Here is a 17,405-nt window from a genome sequence, read left to right as displayed (position 1 = left end):
TCTCGGCTATGTCTCAGGCAATGCTTGATCTTCTCTGGCGCTCCTTCTGGGAGACCATGATCATGACCGGCTTTTCGAGCCTGATTTCGCTCGTCGTCGGTCTGCCGCTGGCACTCATCATGATTCTGACCGAACGTGGTGGCCTTGCGCAAAATCTGACAATCAACGCCATTCTCGGTGCCATCATCAATGGCTTCCGTTCAGTGCCTTTCATCATTTTGCTTGTGGCACTCATCCCGGTGACGCGCTTTGTTGTCGGCACATCAATCGGCACATGGGCATCCATCGTGCCATTGTCGATTGCCGCCATTCCCTATTATGCGCGCATCGCAGAAGTCTCGCTGCGCGAAGTGGATAACGGCCTCGTGGAAGCTGCCCGTTCGATGGGCGCAAACCGCTGGACGATCGTGCGTGAAGTGCTGGTGCCAGAGGCTCTGCCGGGCATTATCGCAGGCTTCACCGTGACCATCATCACACTCATTGGCGCGTCTGCAATGGCTGGTGCCATCGGTGCAGGCGGTCTTGGCGATCTGGCTATCCGTTACGGATATCAGCGCTTTGAAACGCAGATCATGATTGCTGTGGTAATTATTCTGATCATCATGGTGTGCGGAATTCAGCTGATCGGCGATTATCTCGTCAATCGCCTCGACAAGCGCAACCTGCGTTCACGCAGCTAAACTACAGACTGAGGGTGTTTATCGCACCCTCCGTCTGAAACCTGCTTCCAGCGTATTGCCATCAGGGTCGAAGACGAGAGCCGCATAATAGCCCATCTCTTCCGGCCCCTGATAGGCCGGTGAGCCACTCTCCCTGCCGCCCCCCTGAACTGCTGCCCGGAAAAAAGCCTCCACATCTTCACGGCTGCTCGCATTGAACATCAGATGAAGATGGTTGCCCGGCTTGCCTTCAGGCACGCCTGCATCCGCTTTCTGCCCTTTGTGTATCCATAGAAAGGGCACAGGAGCCCTCTCGCCGCCACTCACAAAGAAACCGCTATCCGAATGTGGAATAACAGCGAGCCCAAGTTTAGGCATGCAGCTTTCATAGAAAGAAAGGCTGCGGCGAAGGTCTTTGCTTTGAAAGCCGATATGATCGAAGAGCGACATAGCAATGATTATATGTCGGCTTTTAATAAAGAAAAGCGGCGCCCCCTATTTTGGAGAGCGCCGCCGTAATTATTCTTGTAAAAGATGGATTAGTGTCTGTGGGGCTTTTTCGAATTTGACGTTTGAAACAGCATTAATGTCAGCCGGGATTCAAACGTCAAATCCAATCCACTAGCCGCGTGTGCGTGCCAGTCCGGCCTTGGCAGGCTGATAATTTGCATCAAGCTGAATAGCGCGCGAATAAGAATTCGCAGCCTTGGCCTTGTCGCCGCGCTGTTCATAGACCAGCGCCTGATTGGACCAGCTTTCAGCAACATTGCCATCAAGGGTGATCGCCGTGTTGAAATCGTCAAATGCGTTGTCGTAATCGCCCAGCGCCACATAAGAAATGCCGCGACCATTATAAGGTTCAGGTGCTGTTGAATTAAGCGAAATCGCTTTCGAGAAATCTTCAATCGCCTGCTTGTGCTGGCCCTTGGCCTGATAGATCAGACCACGGTTATGGTAGGCGCGGCCATCGGTCGTCTGCAACGAGATTGCCTGGTTAAAATCGCTAAGCGCCTGATCGAGACGTCCAGCCAGACGATAGACATTACCACGTCCGACATAAGCTGCATCATATTGCGGGTTGATCTGGATCGCGCGGCTGTAATCCTGCGCTGCCTTGCCGCTGTCACCCATATAACGATAAATCAGCGCGCGGTTTGCATAGGCCTGGTAGAAATTCGGGTTCAGCGCAATTGCCTGATCGAAATCACGCAGCGCTTCCTTATAACGGCGGGCCTTGCCATAAGCCGATCCGCGCACGTTGTAAGCTTCGGGATCGCGCGGGTTGCTCTGAATAACGCTGGTGAGCGAGCTGATGTTTTCGCTCGAACCTTGAGCACGATCAACCGTGCTCAATGCGCTATGCGTGTTGGAGCTTTGGCAACCAGCAACCGCAAGAGCCAGAACTGCCGTGACCGCCAATAGGCTGTTTCGTGCAAAATGAGAGCCTGTTGATTTTCCGGCCTTCTCAACAAAGTTCCCGGACGAATGCATCACCTTAAAGCGTGTTGGCAACGACAGCGTTCCTTTCTGCTTGATCGGAGCGAGGGACCTGAAACCCTGAACTTCCGTCAACTTTGTCCCCGGCTGATACAACAGCCACAATACTATATTTGTCTCTATAGCACAGCAAAAGGCCGCAGGAAAAACTGCGCCTTGAAATGCACCCGAAAAACGAAACCGGCTTTCGGATAAGATAGGCGTAAACTCAACTCTTGGAAGCCCGGATCTGATACTATCGGATCTTTGCTCCAGATGGATCAACGCCACAATAAAGGTCAGTATATGGCGGTCCGCTGACACTTCAAATCGGCATGTCTTATCTCGTGAAGCAAACCGAGATCATGCTCTGACCTTCAGACATGCAAAAACCGGCGCGAGCCATAAGCTGCACCGGTAAGCAAAAGGCGCCACAAAGGCGGCGCCAATCTCAGGTCACTTAGCGAGCTGCGGTACGACCGCCGCCGATAAGACCTTCACGCTGTGCGCGCTTACGAGCCAGCTTGCGAGCGCGACGAACGGCTTCTGCCTTTTCGCGGGCGCGCTTTTCAGATGGCTTTTCATAATGGCCACGCATCTTCATTTCGCGGAAGATACCTTCGCGCTGCATCTTTTTCTTCAGAGCGCGGAGAGCCTGATCAACATTGTTATCGCGGACGAGTACCTGCACGTGTAATCCCGTATCGGTTAGAATTTCGGTTGAGCCTGAGGCTTTAAGGGCGTCTCTTAACGATGTTCAGTCGACAGAGTCAACTGTCTAAACGCCGAAAGGCTCCCAAGCTTCGCAACATAAACGCTGCAAATTGGGGCTGGCATTACCAGATGGCCCGGCTTTTGTCCACCTCAAGATAAGACTTTGCCCAGCCCTGGGTACAAATAATGGCTTCACGTAGAATTATAATGACCAAATCAGCCTTTATAGGCTAGAGAGCACGCGCTTTTCGCACAATTCAGCCTCATTGCTCCGTCATGAGCTACAGGCTGGTGAAATGTACCGCCCATCCCCATTCATTGATTCCTTCTGTCGAGATTTATGTCTTTCCACAAACGACTCGTTATTCAATTCACAGGCTATGAAGGCCTGCACCCGAAAGCCGTCCGCGTGCGTCATGCGCAAGCGTTGAAGGACTTCGACCGTTTGTGGCACGCAAAGACCAAATTACCTCCGATGAAAGACGAGTCGGATGACTGCGGCAGTCTGACAGCGACGACCAATGGCAATGGCTGGCAGACGGAAACCGAATTCTGTCAGTTTGGCACCGCAGACATCTTTGACGACTACGCAGCCCGCTCGACGCCCATGCGTATGCTGACGGGCTTCCGCGCCTTCATGAACATTTTCTTCACAGGCACCCTGCTCCGCTATCTGCTGACCAGCTGGCGCTTCGTGATGTTCTTCATGTGGCCGTTTCTGCTATCCATCGTCATTATCGCAATCGCGGCCCTGATCGCTTCTGTGCCAATGCTTGCTGGTTTCCCATCCTGGAACCTTGCCTGGTCCCTGCCGCTTGCCGCAGTTATCGCCACATTGCTCGTGCGCTGGCCGGGCGACCGATTCTTCATGTCCTATCTGCTCGATGACTGGTCGGCTGCCTATGATCGTATCTATAGCCGCAACGACAAGCTCAAAGCACGTCGTCGCGCCTTTGCGGAAGCACTCAAAAAGAAGATCGAGGAAAGCAACGCCGACGAAGTGATTATCGTCGCCCATAGCCTCGGCACGGTTCCAGCCGTGGAAGCGCTGGCAGATGTTCAGCGTGAGCGCCCCGACCTGCTCACAAAGCAACCTGTGTCTATGCTGGCCATTGGCTCGTGCCTGCTGATGATCGCTCTTCACCCAAAGGCACGCGACTTGCGCGAAGACGTGCGCGTGGTGATGAATGAAAGCCCTGTGCTCTGGTCGGAGTTTCAGGTTCTCACCGACATCATCCACTTCTACGGCTCAGATCCGGCGAAGGCGCTGAAGATAAAAGCTGAGAACCCGCCGCTCATCCATCGTATCCGCTTCAAAAACGTACACAGTGAAAACCGCTATAAGCGTTCAAAGGGCAATTTCTTCCTGATGCACCTGCTTTATATGCGCGGTGCCGAGAAGAAGAACTTCTACGACTTTGGCATGTTTCTGCATGGCCCGTTCTTCTTCCGTGAGCTGATGACAACCCACAAAGACAAAGCCGCCCCACTTGATGAAGAGGGACGGCTTCAAAACTCATAAAGAGCAGCACTTACGCCTCTGGTGGCTCCACCACGGCGATGGTAAGCCATGTCGCCGTGAGCGCTGGCTTGATGGTGTTCTCAACTTCCAGCGTCACTTCGTAATGATTGACCACCCGGCCCGATGGCCGAATATCGGCATCGGCAAGCTTGAAACGGGCGCGTACGCGTGCGCCTGTCTTGACCGGGGACATGAAGCGCACTTTATCGAAGCCGTAATTGATACCCATGGTGGCACCTTGCAGCATCGGCAGCGCTTCAAAAGCCAGCGTTGAAAGCAGCGATAAAGTCAGAAACCCATGCGCAATCGTGCCGCCAAATGGCGTTTCCTTGGCTGCGCGCTCCGGATCAACATGAATGAACTGATGATCATCCGTTGCATCGGCAAACTGATTGATCATTTCCTGCGTGACTTCACGCCACTCGGAACATCCGATTTCCGTGCCGATCGCCTCGCGCAACTGATCGAGCGTAATTGCGTCCTTCATTCCCTCAAACTTTCTGCTGAACTGATAACGACTTCTTTAACCTATAAAAAAGGCCCGGCAAATCATAACCTCACGCGGCAACCAGTATTTCACGGGCGATATCATCCCAATGGCCGAAAACATGGCTCGCACCCTTGGAAGATAAGCGTTCTGCATGACCTTCATAGGTATGACCGCCACCCGTATAGCCAAAGGCCGTCATACCGGCTGCAATCGCGCCTTCAACGCCAAACGGCGAATCTTCGATCACCACGCAGCGCGCCGGATCAACGCCCATCTTGTCGGCTGCAAAAAGGAAAAGATCAGGTGCGGGCTTGCCGCGCTTGACCATGCTCGATGAATAAACCGCATCACCGAAGTAATGGTTGATACCCGTCTTCTCCAAGCTGAATGCAATGCGCTCCGGCTGCGAGGAGGATGCAACGCAACGCTTGTGCGGCAGGATTTTCAGAAAATCGGCAATACCGACTGCCGGCTGCAAATGCTCGGCAAACAGAACCTTCGTTTCAGGCCAGAACTGGCTCAAAGCTTCTTCTGGCAGACGATGGCCCGTCAGCCCGGCGATCATTTCAAGAATATCTGCCTGCTTCATGCCGATGCCTTTGGCAACCGTACCCTCCGGCAGCATCATGCCGTGATTGGCATAAACCTGCTCAAACGCGCGGCAGGAAAGCGGCTCGCTATCGACGAGAACACCGTCGCAATCGAAGATAACGAGGTCGAAGGGGGATGCGTTGCTCATAAAGGCTCCGATGGAATGCATATGGGGAATGCGTATTTTGTCGCGCCGATTTGAGATGCGCGCTTTTCACTGTTGATATAGAGACTGTTCGTCCATTGCGCATCTATAACAATATAAGCGTGACAAAATTATCGCGAAATAGATGGTTAGAGCATAAGTCCTGTCGGCGTGAAACGAGGATCGATAAGATTATGCTTCAAATAAAAACGGTTAGAGCGCCAATCTGGTTTTTTCAGATCGAAACGCACTAAGTAATTTGCGGAGACTCTCATGACGACGAATGTGGCACTGGTTGGGCTGGCGCGAGACTTGCAATTGCGCGCTGAAACCGGAAAACCAATCCGCATCGGTCTTATCGGTGCTGGTGAAATGGGCACGGATATTGTCACACAAGTCGCCCGTATGCCCGGCATCGAAGTGGGCGCCCTTTCTGCCCGCCGTCTGCCGAACACCTTCAAGGCTGTCCGCACTGCCTATGGCGACGATGACAATGCGCGCGAAGCCAATAGCGAAAGCGCTATGACCAGTGCCATCGAAAGTGGAAAGATCGCAGTCACCGGCGATAATGATCTGATCCTCTCCAATCCGCTGATCGACGTCATCATCGATGCAACCGGCATTCCGGAAGTCGGTGCTGAAACCGGCATCAAGGCCATCGAGCATGGCAAGCATCTTGTGATGATGAATGTCGAAGCCGATGTCACCATCGGGCCTTACCTCAAGGCACAGGCCGACAAGCAAGGCGTCATTTATTCGCTGGGCGCAGGTGACGAACCTTCCTCCTGCATGGAGTTGATCGAGTTCGTTTCAGCCCTTGGCTATGAAGTGGTCTCTGCTGGCAAGGGCAAAAACAACCCGCTCAATTTTGATGCCATCCCTGACGACTATCAGGAAGAAGCCGACCGCCGGAACATGAATGTCCGCCTGCTGGTCGAATTCATTGATGGCTCAAAAACCATGGTCGAGATGGCAGCCATTGCCAATGCAACTGGCCTTGCTCCTGATATTGCCGGGATGCATGGCCCCCGCGCCAGCATCGACCAGTTGAGCCAAACCCTTATCCCACAGGCGGATGGCGGCGTTCTCAGCAAAAGCGGCGTCGTCGATTATTCCATCGGCAAAGGCGTTTCGCCCGGCGTGTTCGTTGTGGCCAAGATGGACCACCCTCGCCTTAATGAGCGCCTTGAAGATCTGAAGATCGGTAAAGGCCCTTATTTCACCTTCCACCGCCCATACCACCTCACATCGCTGGAAGTGCCGCTGACAGTCGCGCGCGCCGTTCTGTATGGCAAATCCGATATGGTGCCGCTGCCAAAGCCGGTGGCGGAAGTCTGCGCGGTCGCAAAGAAAGACTTGCAGCCCGGCGATCATCTCGATGCCATCGGTCAGTATTGCTATCGTTCATGGATCATGACGACACCGGAAGCACGCAGTGCCAAGGCCATTCCTTGCGGCCTGCTGCAAAACGGCACCGTCACTGCACCAATCAAGAAGGGTGAACTCATCACCTATGCCAATGCAGTACCACAGCCCGGCTCTAAGATCGCCGAGCTGCGCGCATTGCAGGATAAGATGATCTACGGCTGATCGAAAATTACCAGCACAAACAAAAACGGCGGCTCGAAGCCGCCGTTTTTGTTTCTTGCCAGAACACTCCGGCCTTATGAGATTCGGGGAAATGGCGTGCCGAAAATGGTGGGGTTCGAGCACCGGAGCGGAGTGTACTTAAAGTACATGAGCACCGGAAGCGCAGAACCACGCCATTTGCAGGCCGCCAGAACCCGAATATCGAAGGCCTAGTGGTCGAGAGCTTTGACGATACTTTCTACCATTTTCTTCGCGTCAGCAAAGAGCATCATGGTGTTGTCGCGGAAGAACAGCTCGTTTTCCACGCCAGCATAGCCTGAGCCCATGCCACGCTTGATGAAGAGCACTGTACCGGCCTTGTCGACATCGAGGATCGGCATACCGAAAATCGGCGATTGCGGGTCGGTCTTCGCTGCCGGATTGGTCACGTCATTCGCGCCAATCACGAAGGCAACATCAGCCGTCGCAAATTCCGAATTAATGTCTTCAAGTTCGAACACTTCATCATAAGGCACGTTTGCTTCGGCCAGCAGCACGTTCATATGGCCAGGCATACGACCGGCAACAGGGTGGATTGCATATTTCACTTCCACGCCTTCGGCCTTCAGCTTGTCAGCCATTTCACGCAGCGCGTGCTGTGCCTGTGCCACTGCCATACCATAACCCGGCACGATGATGACCTTGGAAGCGTTCTTCATGATGAAGGCTGCATCGTCAGCCGAACCCTGCTTGACCGGACGCTGTTCCACTTCGCCGCTGCCCGCAGCTGCCACGTCACCGCCGAAGCCACCAAGAATAACCGAAATGAACGAGCGGTTCATGCCTTTACACATGATGTAGGACAGGATCGCACCGGATGAACCAACCAGCGCACCGGTAATAATCAGCGCCAGATTGCCGAGCGTGAAACCAATGCCTGCCGCAGCCCAGCCCGAATAGGAGTTGAGCATGGAAACGACAACCGGCATATCCGCGCCGCCAATCGGGATGATGATCAGCACACCGAATACCAGCGCCAGAATGACGATCAGCCAGAACACGAAATGACTTTCAGTATTGGTCAGAACAGCAATCAGGATCACGATTGCAGCAGCAAGGGCCGCATTGATGACATGACGCCCCGGCAGCATGATCGGCTTGCCCGACATACGGCCATCAAGCTTCAAGAACGCAATGATCGAACCGGTGAAGGTGATTGCACCAATCGCAACACCCAGCGACATTTCGATCAGCGCCTGACCGTGGATCTGACCCACTTCGCCAATGCCGAAAGAATGCGGTGAGTAAAGGGCTGCGGCAGCAACGAGCACGGCTGCAAGACCAATCAGCGAGTGGAAGGCTGCCACAAGCTGCGGCATGGCCGTCATCGCGATGCGGCGTGCAATCACTGCACCAATACCGCCACCAATGGCGATACCGAGGATAATCAAAACCAGACCGCCAAAGCTTGGACGTGCCAGCAACAGCGTGGTGACGATGGAGATACCCATACCGATCATACCATAGGTATTACCCTGGCGGCTGGTTGTTGGGTGCGAAAGGCCGCGCAGTGCCAGAATGAACAGGACACCGGAGACCAGATAAAGGAAGGCTGCGAGATTAACGCTCATGATGGCTCAGCCCTCACTTTTCTTTTTTCTTGTACATGGCAAGCATACGCTGGGTAACCAGAAAGCCGCCAAAGATGTTTACGCTTGCAAGGATGAGCGCGATGAAGCCGAAGCCGGTTGCCCAGCCCGAAAGCGAAAGACCGACTGCAAGAAGTGCGCCGACCACGATCACCGATGAAATAGCATTGGTAACAGCCATAAGCGGCGTATGCAGTGCAGGCGTCACTTGCCAGACAACGTAATAACCGACGAAAATCGACAGAACGAAAATCGCAAGGCGGAAGACAAACGGATCAACCACGCCACCGGATGCGGCATGGGCGGCAGCAGCTGCTGCATCACCTAAACCACCTGCATTTTCCGCTGCCTGCCTGACGGCATCTGCCGCCTGATTAAGGCTCTCAAGAGCTTTTTCGAGTGCTGTATCGGACATTATGCCTCTCCTCCATCAGCGGAAGTTTTTGCAGCTTTTGCCGGTGCTTTTCGGGTTGGTTTGGCGACAGGCTTTTCAGCCTCCCCTTCGACAACAGCGGCTTTTGCCTTCGGTGCGGCTTTCGGCTTAGCGACTTTCTCAGCCACAACGGCTGGTGCGGCTTTGACTTCGGCTTCGGCCTTGGCAAACGCCGGATGCACGACTCTGCCCTCGTGGGTCAGAAGTGTTGCCTTTACCAGCTCTTCCTGCGGATCAAGCTTGAGAAGCTTTGCTTCCTTATCGACCAGCGTTTCGAGGAATGCATAAAGATTGCGCGCATAAAGCTGCGAAGCGGTCGCCGCAATCCGGCCCGGCACATTGAGATGCCCGACGATCTTCACGCCGTTCACATCTGCAACCTGACCGGCGACAGCACCTTCGACATTGCCGCCGCGCTCAACTGCCAGATCAACCAGCACAGACCCCGGACGCATGGCTGCGACCATTTCCTTTGAAACAAGACGCGGGGCCGCACGACCCGGAATAAGCGCTGTGGTGATGACAATATCCTGCTTGGCTATATGGTCGGCGACAAGTGCCGCCTGCTTTGCCTGATATTCCTTCGACATTTCCTTGGCATAACCGCCGGAGGTTTCCGCCGCCTTGAATTCCTCATCCTCGACTGCGATGAACTTCGCGCCAAGCGAGGCCACCTGCTCCTTCGCAGCCGGGCGAACGTCGGTTGCAGTCACAACTGCACCCAGACGACGTGCGGTCGCAATCGCCTGAAGTCCGGCAACACCTGCACCCATGACGAAGACGCGGGCTGCAGGCACCGTGCCAGCAGCCGTCATCATCATTGGCATAGCACGGTCATAGACGTCGGCTGCATCAATGACGGCCTGATAACCGGCAAGGTTGGCCTGCGACGAGAGAACATCCATCACCTGTGCGCGCGTTATGCGCGGCATGAATTCCATCGTGAAAGCGGAAATACCGGCCTTCGCAAGAGCTGCAACCGCTGCTTCCTGACCGTAAGGATCAAGCATCGCGAAAAGTGCTGCGCCCGGTTTATACCCTTTGAGTTCCGCATCGTTCGGACGGCGCACTTTCAGGATAACGTCTGCCGCTTTGGCGTCAGCCGTAGTTCCTATGCGCGCGCCAGCGCCTGAAAACTCGGTATCGATGATACGCGATTTTTCGCCTGCGCCTTTTTCCACCACGACATCAAAACCAAGCGCGATGAATTTCTTCACCGTCTCGGCAGATGCCGCAACGCGGGTCTCGTTGGGATCACTCTCTTTCGGAATGAATATAGTCTGGGCCAACTGGTTTCCCTTTCGTGGCTTAATCCGACCTCGCAGCCGGGCACAATCCGGGCTTCCGGGAAGAAGCCCCCTTAAAATGATGAAACAGACGACATGCATAAAGCCCCGGCAAGGTGCGAGCTGCACCCATACCAAGGCATTCGATCAAATCATGCGGATTATTGCTGGTTTAGATCCTTAGAGGAGGAACCAGGCAGCGGCGCAGATCAGAACAAACAGAACGGTCGCGGAGAAAAAACCACCCGCGAAAAAGCCGAACGCCATGGCAACAAGGAGGGCAACAACTGCCACTGTGCCCCATTTAAACACACCCATGAAACCAGCATAAGTTTTATCATGCTCTGGATAATCCATCGGCGCGCCGAGTTCAGCCGGAGCTGTAGTGTGATGTTCTGCCATTTTGTAGTTCCACCCATTCAGATATTTTGACTATTCTTAGTCAGACTATCTGTGATCTTTAACGCGCATGCAACCTCAACCGGACCTTGCCTCAGGCTTTGGTCCCCGGCTGTTTGTCGCAGCGCCCCTCCACTCCGTCTGTGACCGCGTATGCGGCTACGGCAGCTAACTAACCAGAATTTTCAGAAATTTCTATACTAAAATATTTAGAGCAACTTTCAAAAAGATTTAAATTATCAAAGGTAAGGATCATGCGTATAAATCGCATAGGCTCACCAAAAGATTTTATATGCCAAGGCCGGTATATTTCGCTGTTGGCAGGATCGTCAGCGGACCGACACCATTGCTCAGATTGCCGAACATTGCACGCCGCTCATGCGGCTGTGACTTGAAGAACGGGAAGCGGACAGCAACCGCGTCGCGAATATTGCGAATGGGTGCAGCGCCCAGTCCGACCTTGATGCCATAGCCCAGATGCTCACGCGCTTCGGCCATGACAGTGGTGCCGAAAATACGTTTGTAAAATGCCATATGCTCTGGCTTCACCGATGCAAGACATTGATCCGCTTCAAAAAATTCCGAAGCCATCGCAGCAATGCGCAAGGTGACATAGGGGATAGCAGGATATTCGCTCAGCAGATCCGGGTCCGCTGCAAAGCGTGTCGGGTCAACAAAAGCCATGCCGCTGTTGAGCAGAGGATCAAGAATATCGGGAAAGAGCGCATAACTCGTGCCACGACGATGGTCAGGCGTGATGTAATGAATACGCAATGTACTCACTAATTGCCCGTCAATATGAATGCCGAAGACAAACGCATGACTGTCACGATCAATGTCATCAACAATCGATGGCACTTCCGCTTCATGCATCACGTTCGCACTTCGGTAAGACCGGTAACGCAGGCGTCCAATCTCTTCGAGATCTTCCGCGTGTACGATGCGTCGATATTCCACCCGATCCAGAAACTGCAATAGCTGCCGCGCGAAATTGGATAGCGGTGGTTGCCCACCAGAGACAGCTTCATTCGTCATTCAAATAGCATCCGCACCCCGTCAAATCAGTGCGCAGAATAAGGTGCTTTATAAGCGTGTAAAGGTGTAACTTTGAGTTTTTGTCACTTGCCAGTGACAGAAACTCTCATTCACCCTGGATCGCCCGACACGCAGCCGCCAATGCACCTTAATGAGAATTGGAATGGCCGCTGAAACGGCCACTCCCTCTTTGTGCCAATCACTGAATAGAGTTAGCCAGAGACTGGAACATCTCGATTGTTTCAGCTTTCACCTGCTGACCATCAATATTGTAATTGGCGTAGGCCGATGTTTTGACGATTACCACGCGTTTGGCCGGATTGACGTAAATAAACTGGCCGTAAATACCGACAGCAGCGAAATCACCTTGGGGCTCAACCGGAATCCACCATTGATAACCATAGCCAAACGGTATCTTGCCTGACGCATCTTTGCGTCCGGGCATCAAATACGGCTCGTCTGGCGTTACAGAATCGTGAACCCATTGCGCCGGCACGAGCTGCTCGCCAAGATAGTTCCGGCCTTCATTCATATAGAGCAATCCAAAGCGGGCATAATCACGCAACACAGCATTAAGGCCACCCGCAGCGACAACTTCACCCTTCTGATCAGCAAGCCAATACGAATCAGCCTCTACGCCAAGTTTCGACCAGAGCTTGTCCTCAAAATAGTTTTGGATTGGCACACCAGTCGCACCTTCCAGCACCAAGGCGAGAACTTGCGTATCTGCTGAGACATACCGATTGACTGTGCCTGGCTTGATTTCGTTCTTCAGATGCGCGGTGAAATCGATGACCGACCCCGTAACCATTTGCACAATGTAACGCACGATATCCGAATTGAGATCGGCGTAATTTTCGTTGAAACCAATGCCCGACGACATCTGCAGAACGTTTTTAACAGTCACGCCCTTATAGCCACCCTCCGCGAGTACCGGCGCATAATGATCGACTGTCTCATCGAGTTTGATCTGACCATCACGCACCGCATTGCCGATCAGAAACGAAACGAACGATTTCGATACAGACATCGCGATGGACTGCGTTTTCTCGGTGTTACCGCGTGCATATTCTTCATGCACGATCTCACCATCCTTCAGAACAATGAAACCTGTTGTTTCCGTCCGTTTGAGAAAATCGGCAAGATTGTGTGTCTCGCCTTTATATGAATAGGTTTCAGGCAATGGCCGCTCGACCTTCGGCAGCGGACTGACATCACCCGCGCGCGCAACCCGGATCGACGGATAGATTTTATAGAGGGTGCGGAAATTTTCATCGATCACATCAGGCTTGAAAACCTGAGAATACTGATAAACCGCCCAATATTCGTGTAATTTCTTCCTAAAAATCGCAGCACTGACAGCCGCGATAATAATGATTAATATTATTAAATATAAGAAAAAACGGAAAAGCCGTTTCATTTCCCCTCCTTGTTATTTTACTTATAAAGTAACAACTGAATTACTTATGCCTCTCAAAGACATGGCACTATCTTCACCTTTATTACAAGGAGGAAAATAGCTAAATTTTGCTATGATAAAATAGGGGAATTATCGGTACTGATATGGTTTCACAGAATTGAAACCGCCAGACTTATCCAAAACTCCATCAGTATGCCTCATGGAGTTTTGGATAAGTCCGAGTGGCGATTGAACTTTTTCAAGGCGTGGATAGCGTCAGCATCTTCGCGCCTTGGTATTACTGCGCAAATGTGCGTCCGCCGTCGTGCGGCACGACAGCTTTGGCCGATGAAGTCCGGATTTCTGTTGCCGGAACAGGCTTACCCAACAGATAGCCCTGCACGAGGTCAGCGCCCGCCGCAACGCGAACTAGCGCCAGCTGCTCTTCTGTCTCGACACCTTCAACAGTTACGGCAAGGCCTAACTCGTGCGACAGCTGGGTAACACCACGCAGCAGCATCAGAGAACGTCGGTCATTGGTGATATCCTGGACAAAGGAACGATCGACTTTGACCTTGGTCAGCGGCAAGCTGTTGAGATAGCTCAAGCTGGAATAGCCCGTACCAAAATCGTCCAGTGCAATGTTGATCCCGGCATTCTTCAGTCGCTGCAAGACCAACGAAGTCTGATTGCGATCAGCGATGATCGCACTTTCGGTCACTTCCACCTCAAGCTGCCTCGCCGGAAGGCCGGATTTCTGCAAGGCATTGGCGATATCGCGGGTAATATCGCTGTTTTTCAAATCAATCGCTGACAGATTGACCGAAACGCCAATCCGATCCCCCCATGTCATGCAATCGCGGCAGGCCTGCTCAAGCATGAAACGGGTGATTTGTGAGATAATGCCGATTTCTTCGGCCAGCGGGATAAATTCCGCTGGAGGAACATGCCCCAGTTCCGAATGCTCCCAACGCGCCAGCGCCTCATAGGCCACGATACGCAGCGACTGTGCGCTGACGATAGGCTGATAGACGACTTTGATTTCCTGATTTTCAATAGCCAGACGCAAGTCTGCCTTCAGCTTCTGGCGACCGCGATATTTGGTATCCATGGCGTTCACAAACAGCGCCCATTGTTTGCCTTCCTCGCTCTTGGCTTCATAGAGCGCCAGATCGGCATTCATGTGCATATTGCCGACATCGCATTTATCAATAGTCTCGGTCGCAACGCCCGCGCTGATCTCGATATGAACCTGATCGCCATTAAGATCGTAAACACCGCTTGCGACAGAGATAACGTGATCCATGATCGCCGCCACTTCTTCATCGCCATGAAGATTGAAGACGAAAACCACGAATTCATCGCCGCCAAAGCGCGATGCTACAAAGCGCTGCGGATCGAGCGAATTCAGCCTATCTGCAAAAAGCCGCAGAAACACGTCGCCCACATGATGGCCAAGCGTATCATTGACGTGCTTGAAGTGATTGATATCGATGACGATCAGTGCAGCAAGCGTATTTGGCTCCTGATGTATCCGGAGCGAGCGCACCATCGTTTCAAAGTAGTTACGGTTTGGCAGCCCGGTCAGACCATCAAAACGTGCCATATGCTGAATGCGCGCTTCTGATTCAACGCGTTGCGTGACGTCTTCAAACATCAAAACGACACCCGCATTGGATGTCTGATTACCGATACATTCGATATAGCGGTTATCTGCCAATTGCAGGATATCACGCGCTTTGCGGCCCGAGAGCAAATCCTGCATCCGTGTGCGGATGTTGTGCAGGTCATTATGCGGAAACAGGCCCTGTTTGGCACAATAGCGCAGCAAGACTTCCAGCCTGCGCCCACGCAGTTTGGTATGTTCAGCAATCTTGAGCAGCGATTTCGTCTTGTGATTGATGACCGCAATGCGCTGCTGTGCGTCGAACATCAACAGGCCTTGCGGCATGTTGTTGAGCGCCGCATCAAACCGGCTGGCAACAATAGACAGGCGGCGTTTTCCCATCACAGCTGCGAAAAGAAATTCGCGAAGCCCGTTAGCCATCTGAATATTGGACAAGAAGTATGGGATCAGCAGGAGACCAATCACAACGTGAAAGGGAGTCCCCGCAAGGATAAGCCCCGCAAGCACCGGGATCAGAGTGCAGGCCGACATCAGAACCACGGCTTTTGCCGAGGCATAATTGCGGCCAACGATCGATACGACCGAAGCCAGAAGGATGGTCAGGCTGGCCAGTTCTGCAAAAGAGTCGCGCAGAACATAGCTTGAAAAGAAGCAGAGCATCCCAAGCGTTGCGCAAACCAGCGAAGCGCCAACGAGATAGCGTGCTTCCCACTTATCGAGATCTGCATGAGACAGGGTACCGAGCTTTGCCTCATCGAATTTATGCATGTCATAGAGGCGGCCGAATGCGACAACTGTAAAAAAACCGGCAAATCCAAGAAAGCGCCAGTCTGCTGTTTTTACATAAATGACCACACACGCCACGACATGGGCGAGCAAACCAAACCATAATGTTGTGCGATTGCCATAAAGCGCACGCAAAAAAGAGAGCCGCACATCGGCAGGTATCTCAGGTTGAAGGCTACGCCACATCTCGTTGATTGTACCCCTTTCATAGGGGGTAATATGCCACTAATCACTTAAAAATACCTTTCGCAAAACTAAACCACAAGCTGTTATTGCAACTACCATAAGATGTAATCAGTTTATTATTAAGCAAACACCGAACAGCACAACCAGAAGTAAATAATGCAACCCTAAGATCTCAGATAGAGACATTTAATTTATTTATTGCTCACTGAAAAAGCGCGTCACACAGAGCAGTTTGCAGTTAAGAAAAGCCAGTAATTCCCCAAACTAGCGTCTGACAACTGCGCACAGCTCCATAAAAGCCGCCTTATCTAGTGAAAATCGCAGGGTGTGCGCGTAAAACCGACGACGTTGCGAAGTTGGACGAATAGAAACCAGAATAGTTGCAACTTGGCCTAGATGTGATGGCCACCGTCAATGGTAATCACCGATCCAGTCATGTAACGGCTTGCATCAGAAGCAAGCATTAGCACCACACCGTCCAGATCCTCCATTTCGCCAAGCCGTCGCATGGGGTTGCGACCTTTAAAATATCCGCCAGCAGGACCCGATAGCTGCCGTTCATTGATTCGCGTTGGAAACCACCCCGGCGCAATCGCATTGACGCGAATATCATGCGACGCCCATTCAAGCGCCAGCGCGCGGGTCATCTGCGTAACGCAGGCTTTGGACATCGCATAGGCAGCAGTTCCCTTCTGAGGACGCTCCGCAAGAATACTCGTTGTATTCACGATGGCGCCGGCCTGCTTTCGGTCGATCATCCGTCGCGCCATTTCCTGTGCAGTGAAGAACGATCCGGCCACGTTCACATCAAAGATGTGCTCCAGCATATCCCGCGTCGTATCCAGCGCTCTCGCGACATGGGCGACACCTGCATTATTGAAAAGCACATTGATAGGGCCAAGACGCTGTTCCGCCTCATCGAACGCGATCTTTACCTCGTCTGGGTTGGTGATATCCGCCATGATTTCCAGCACTTCACCACCAGAAGGGCAGAACTTCTCACCATCCCGACTGCGCGAAATTGAAACAACTTTTGCCCCATGGCGCGCAAGCACGCGCACCATGTGCAACCCCAACCCCGAAGAACCTCCGGTCACGGCAATCACCTTGCCTGCGACAGAGAAAACCTGTTCGTCAGCCATTCATCCCCACGACTGCCAAATATCTTTCTATATCTAGTGCAACATCAATTTTATGTGAACCCGAAAACCCTCTAAAATCTCGCCAGATCAATAGAGTACACAGAAGCTGGCAATAGAGCATAATCCGACTGGACTGAAACGCGCTCTAAGGTGTGAAGCTGTGATCAGCTTCACGATTGCACGGCAAGACACAGCGCTTTACAAACGCTCCAACAACGCCCCTTCCGCTGGATCGAAATATTTCATGGCAAAAGTTTCTCGCCCTCTCATCGCCGTTCCCACAGACGTAAAGCCGTT

At 52.7% G+C, this 17,405-nt stretch carries 16 protein-coding genes; 3 read left to right on the top strand and 13 right to left on the bottom strand.

The window, feature by feature from the left end; all coding sequences use genetic code 11:
- Positions 1–8 precede the first annotated feature (8 nt).
- Positions 9–680, top strand: a complete 672-nt coding sequence (locus RT142_RS18850) for a methionine ABC transporter permease (protein WP_007876310.1) — start codon at positions 9–11, stop codon at positions 678–680.
- Positions 681–698: 18 nt separating this feature from the next.
- Here the strand turns inward: RT142_RS18850 and RT142_RS18845 are convergent, their stop codons facing one another.
- From RT142_RS18845 to rpsU, 3 genes are all read right to left on the bottom strand, one after another.
- Complete coding sequence (locus RT142_RS18845; protein ID WP_007876312.1) at positions 699–1,109, bottom strand: VOC family protein; 411 nt, start codon at positions 1,107–1,109, stop codon at positions 699–701.
- A gap of 171 nt (positions 1,110–1,280) precedes the next feature.
- Positions 1,281–2,150 carry a tetratricopeptide repeat protein gene (locus RT142_RS18840; RefSeq protein ID WP_039860084.1) on the bottom strand — a complete coding sequence of 290 codons (870 nt, stop codon included), beginning with the start codon at positions 2,148–2,150 and terminating at the stop codon, positions 1,281–1,283.
- 445 nt (positions 2,151–2,595) lie between these two features.
- Positions 2,596–2,826 carry a 30S ribosomal protein S21 gene (gene rpsU, locus RT142_RS18835; protein ID WP_007876315.1) on the bottom strand — a complete coding sequence of 77 codons (231 nt, stop codon included), beginning with the start codon at positions 2,824–2,826 and terminating at the stop codon, positions 2,596–2,598.
- A gap of 363 nt (positions 2,827–3,189) precedes the next feature.
- Here rpsU and RT142_RS18830 point away from each other — a divergent pair, with 363 nt between their 5' ends.
- A complete protein-coding gene (locus RT142_RS18830; protein ID WP_313030678.1) occupies positions 3,190–4,371 on the top strand; it encodes an alpha/beta hydrolase in 1,182 nt (393 codons plus the stop codon).
- 10 nt (positions 4,372–4,381) lie between these two features.
- On the opposite strand, the gene RT142_RS18825 is transcribed toward RT142_RS18830, so the two are convergent.
- On the bottom strand, positions 4,382–4,858 hold the full coding sequence (locus tag RT142_RS18825) for a MaoC family dehydratase (protein ID WP_007876322.1): 477 nt from the start codon (positions 4,856–4,858) through the stop codon (positions 4,382–4,384).
- A gap of 70 nt (positions 4,859–4,928) precedes the next feature.
- Complete coding sequence (locus tag RT142_RS18820) at positions 4,929–5,600, bottom strand: HAD family hydrolase (RefSeq protein WP_007876324.1); 672 nt, start codon at positions 5,598–5,600, stop codon at positions 4,929–4,931.
- A gap of 270 nt (positions 5,601–5,870) precedes the next feature.
- Between RT142_RS18820 and RT142_RS18815 the strand changes: the two genes are divergently transcribed.
- Entirely contained in the window at positions 5,871–7,187 is a 1,317-nt protein-coding gene (locus RT142_RS18815) for a 1-deoxy-D-ribulose 5-phosphate reductoisomerase (RefSeq protein WP_313030675.1), read from the top strand.
- A 209-nt stretch (positions 7,188–7,396) separates the two neighbouring features.
- Here RT142_RS18815 and RT142_RS18810 read toward each other — a convergent pair whose 3' ends face one another.
- The 8 genes from RT142_RS18810 to RT142_RS18775 form a co-directional block, all read right to left on the bottom strand.
- Entirely contained in the window at positions 7,397–8,797 is a 1,401-nt protein-coding gene (locus tag RT142_RS18810) for an NAD(P)(+) transhydrogenase (Re/Si-specific) subunit beta (protein WP_064320963.1), read from the bottom strand.
- A 13-nt stretch (positions 8,798–8,810) separates the two neighbouring features.
- Positions 8,811–9,230 (bottom strand): NAD(P) transhydrogenase subunit alpha, encoded by a 420-nt coding sequence (locus RT142_RS18805; RefSeq protein WP_007876330.1) that lies wholly within the window; start codon positions 9,228–9,230, stop codon positions 8,811–8,813.
- The gene (locus tag RT142_RS18800; protein ID WP_194779977.1) at positions 9,230–10,537 is read right to left on the bottom strand and encodes a Re/Si-specific NAD(P)(+) transhydrogenase subunit alpha; all 1,308 of its coding nucleotides are present in this window, start codon (positions 10,535–10,537) and stop codon (positions 9,230–9,232) included. The genes RT142_RS18805 and RT142_RS18800 overlap by 1 nt, the downstream gene beginning before the upstream one ends.
- A 177-nt stretch (positions 10,538–10,714) precedes the next feature.
- Complete coding sequence (locus RT142_RS18795; protein WP_007876334.1) at positions 10,715–10,936, bottom strand: aa3-type cytochrome c oxidase subunit IV; 222 nt, start codon at positions 10,934–10,936, stop codon at positions 10,715–10,717.
- A 285-nt stretch (positions 10,937–11,221) separates the two neighbouring features.
- On the bottom strand, positions 11,222–11,968 hold the full coding sequence (locus RT142_RS18790; protein WP_007876336.1) for an N-acyl amino acid synthase FeeM domain-containing protein: 747 nt from the start codon (positions 11,966–11,968) through the stop codon (positions 11,222–11,224).
- A 199-nt stretch (positions 11,969–12,167) separates the two neighbouring features.
- Entirely contained in the window at positions 12,168–13,388 is a 1,221-nt protein-coding gene (locus RT142_RS18785; protein WP_113159942.1) for a serine hydrolase domain-containing protein, read from the bottom strand.
- A gap of 277 nt (positions 13,389–13,665) precedes the next feature.
- Positions 13,666–15,966: a putative bifunctional diguanylate cyclase/phosphodiesterase gene (locus RT142_RS18780; RefSeq protein ID WP_105518851.1), complete on the bottom strand. Its 2,301-nt coding sequence runs from the start codon at positions 15,964–15,966 to the stop codon at positions 13,666–13,668.
- Between the two features lie 392 nt (positions 15,967–16,358).
- Complete coding sequence (locus tag RT142_RS18775) at positions 16,359–17,108, bottom strand: SDR family oxidoreductase (RefSeq protein WP_313030670.1); 750 nt, start codon at positions 17,106–17,108, stop codon at positions 16,359–16,361.
- Between the last annotated feature and the right edge of the window lie 297 nt (positions 17,109–17,405).

The organism is Brucella sp. (assembly GCF_032066345.1).
GTDB lineage: Bacteria > Pseudomonadota > Alphaproteobacteria > Rhizobiales > Rhizobiaceae > Brucella > Brucella pseudogrignonensis.
This window is presented reverse-complemented; position numbering and strand designations above follow the sequence as displayed.

Bases quoted from the DNA above. Each gene is read 5' to 3' on its own strand.
- RT142_RS18850 (WP_007876310.1), top strand. From the start codon at position 9: ATGTCTCAGGCAATGCTTGATCTTCTCTGGCGCTCCTTCTGGGAGACC.
- RT142_RS18845 (WP_007876312.1), bottom strand. From the start codon at position 1,109: ATGTCGCTCTTCGATCATATCGGCTTTCAAAGCAAAGACCTTCGCCGC.
- RT142_RS18840 (WP_039860084.1), bottom strand. From the start codon at position 2,150: ATGCATTCGTCCGGGAACTTTGTTGAGAAGGCCGGAAAATCAACAGGC.
- RT142_RS18830 (WP_313030678.1), top strand. From the start codon at position 3,190: ATGTCTTTCCACAAACGACTCGTTATTCAATTCACAGGCTATGAAGGC.
- RT142_RS18825 (WP_007876322.1), bottom strand. From the start codon at position 4,858: ATGAAGGACGCAATTACGCTCGATCAGTTGCGCGAGGCGATCGGCACG.
- RT142_RS18820 (WP_007876324.1), bottom strand. From the start codon at position 5,600: ATGAGCAACGCATCCCCCTTCGACCTCGTTATCTTCGATTGCGACGGT.
- RT142_RS18815 (WP_313030675.1), top strand. From the start codon at position 5,871: ATGACGACGAATGTGGCACTGGTTGGGCTGGCGCGAGACTTGCAATTG.
- RT142_RS18810 (WP_064320963.1), bottom strand. From the start codon at position 8,797: ATGAGCGTTAATCTCGCAGCCTTCCTTTATCTGGTCTCCGGTGTCCTG.
- RT142_RS18805 (WP_007876330.1), bottom strand. From the start codon at position 9,230: ATGTCCGATACAGCACTCGAAAAAGCTCTTGAGAGCCTTAATCAGGCG.
- RT142_RS18795 (WP_007876334.1), bottom strand. From the start codon at position 10,936: ATGGCAGAACATCACACTACAGCTCCGGCTGAACTCGGCGCGCCGATG.
- RT142_RS18790 (WP_007876336.1), bottom strand. From the start codon at position 11,968: ATGACGAATGAAGCTGTCTCTGGTGGGCAACCACCGCTATCCAATTTC.
- RT142_RS18785 (WP_113159942.1), bottom strand. From the start codon at position 13,388: ATGAAACGGCTTTTCCGTTTTTTCTTATATTTAATAATATTAATCATT.
- RT142_RS18780 (WP_105518851.1), bottom strand. From the start codon at position 15,966: ATGTGGCGTAGCCTTCAACCTGAGATACCTGCCGATGTGCGGCTCTCT.
- RT142_RS18775 (WP_313030670.1), bottom strand. From the start codon at position 17,108: ATGGCTGACGAACAGGTTTTCTCTGTCGCAGGCAAGGTGATTGCCGTG.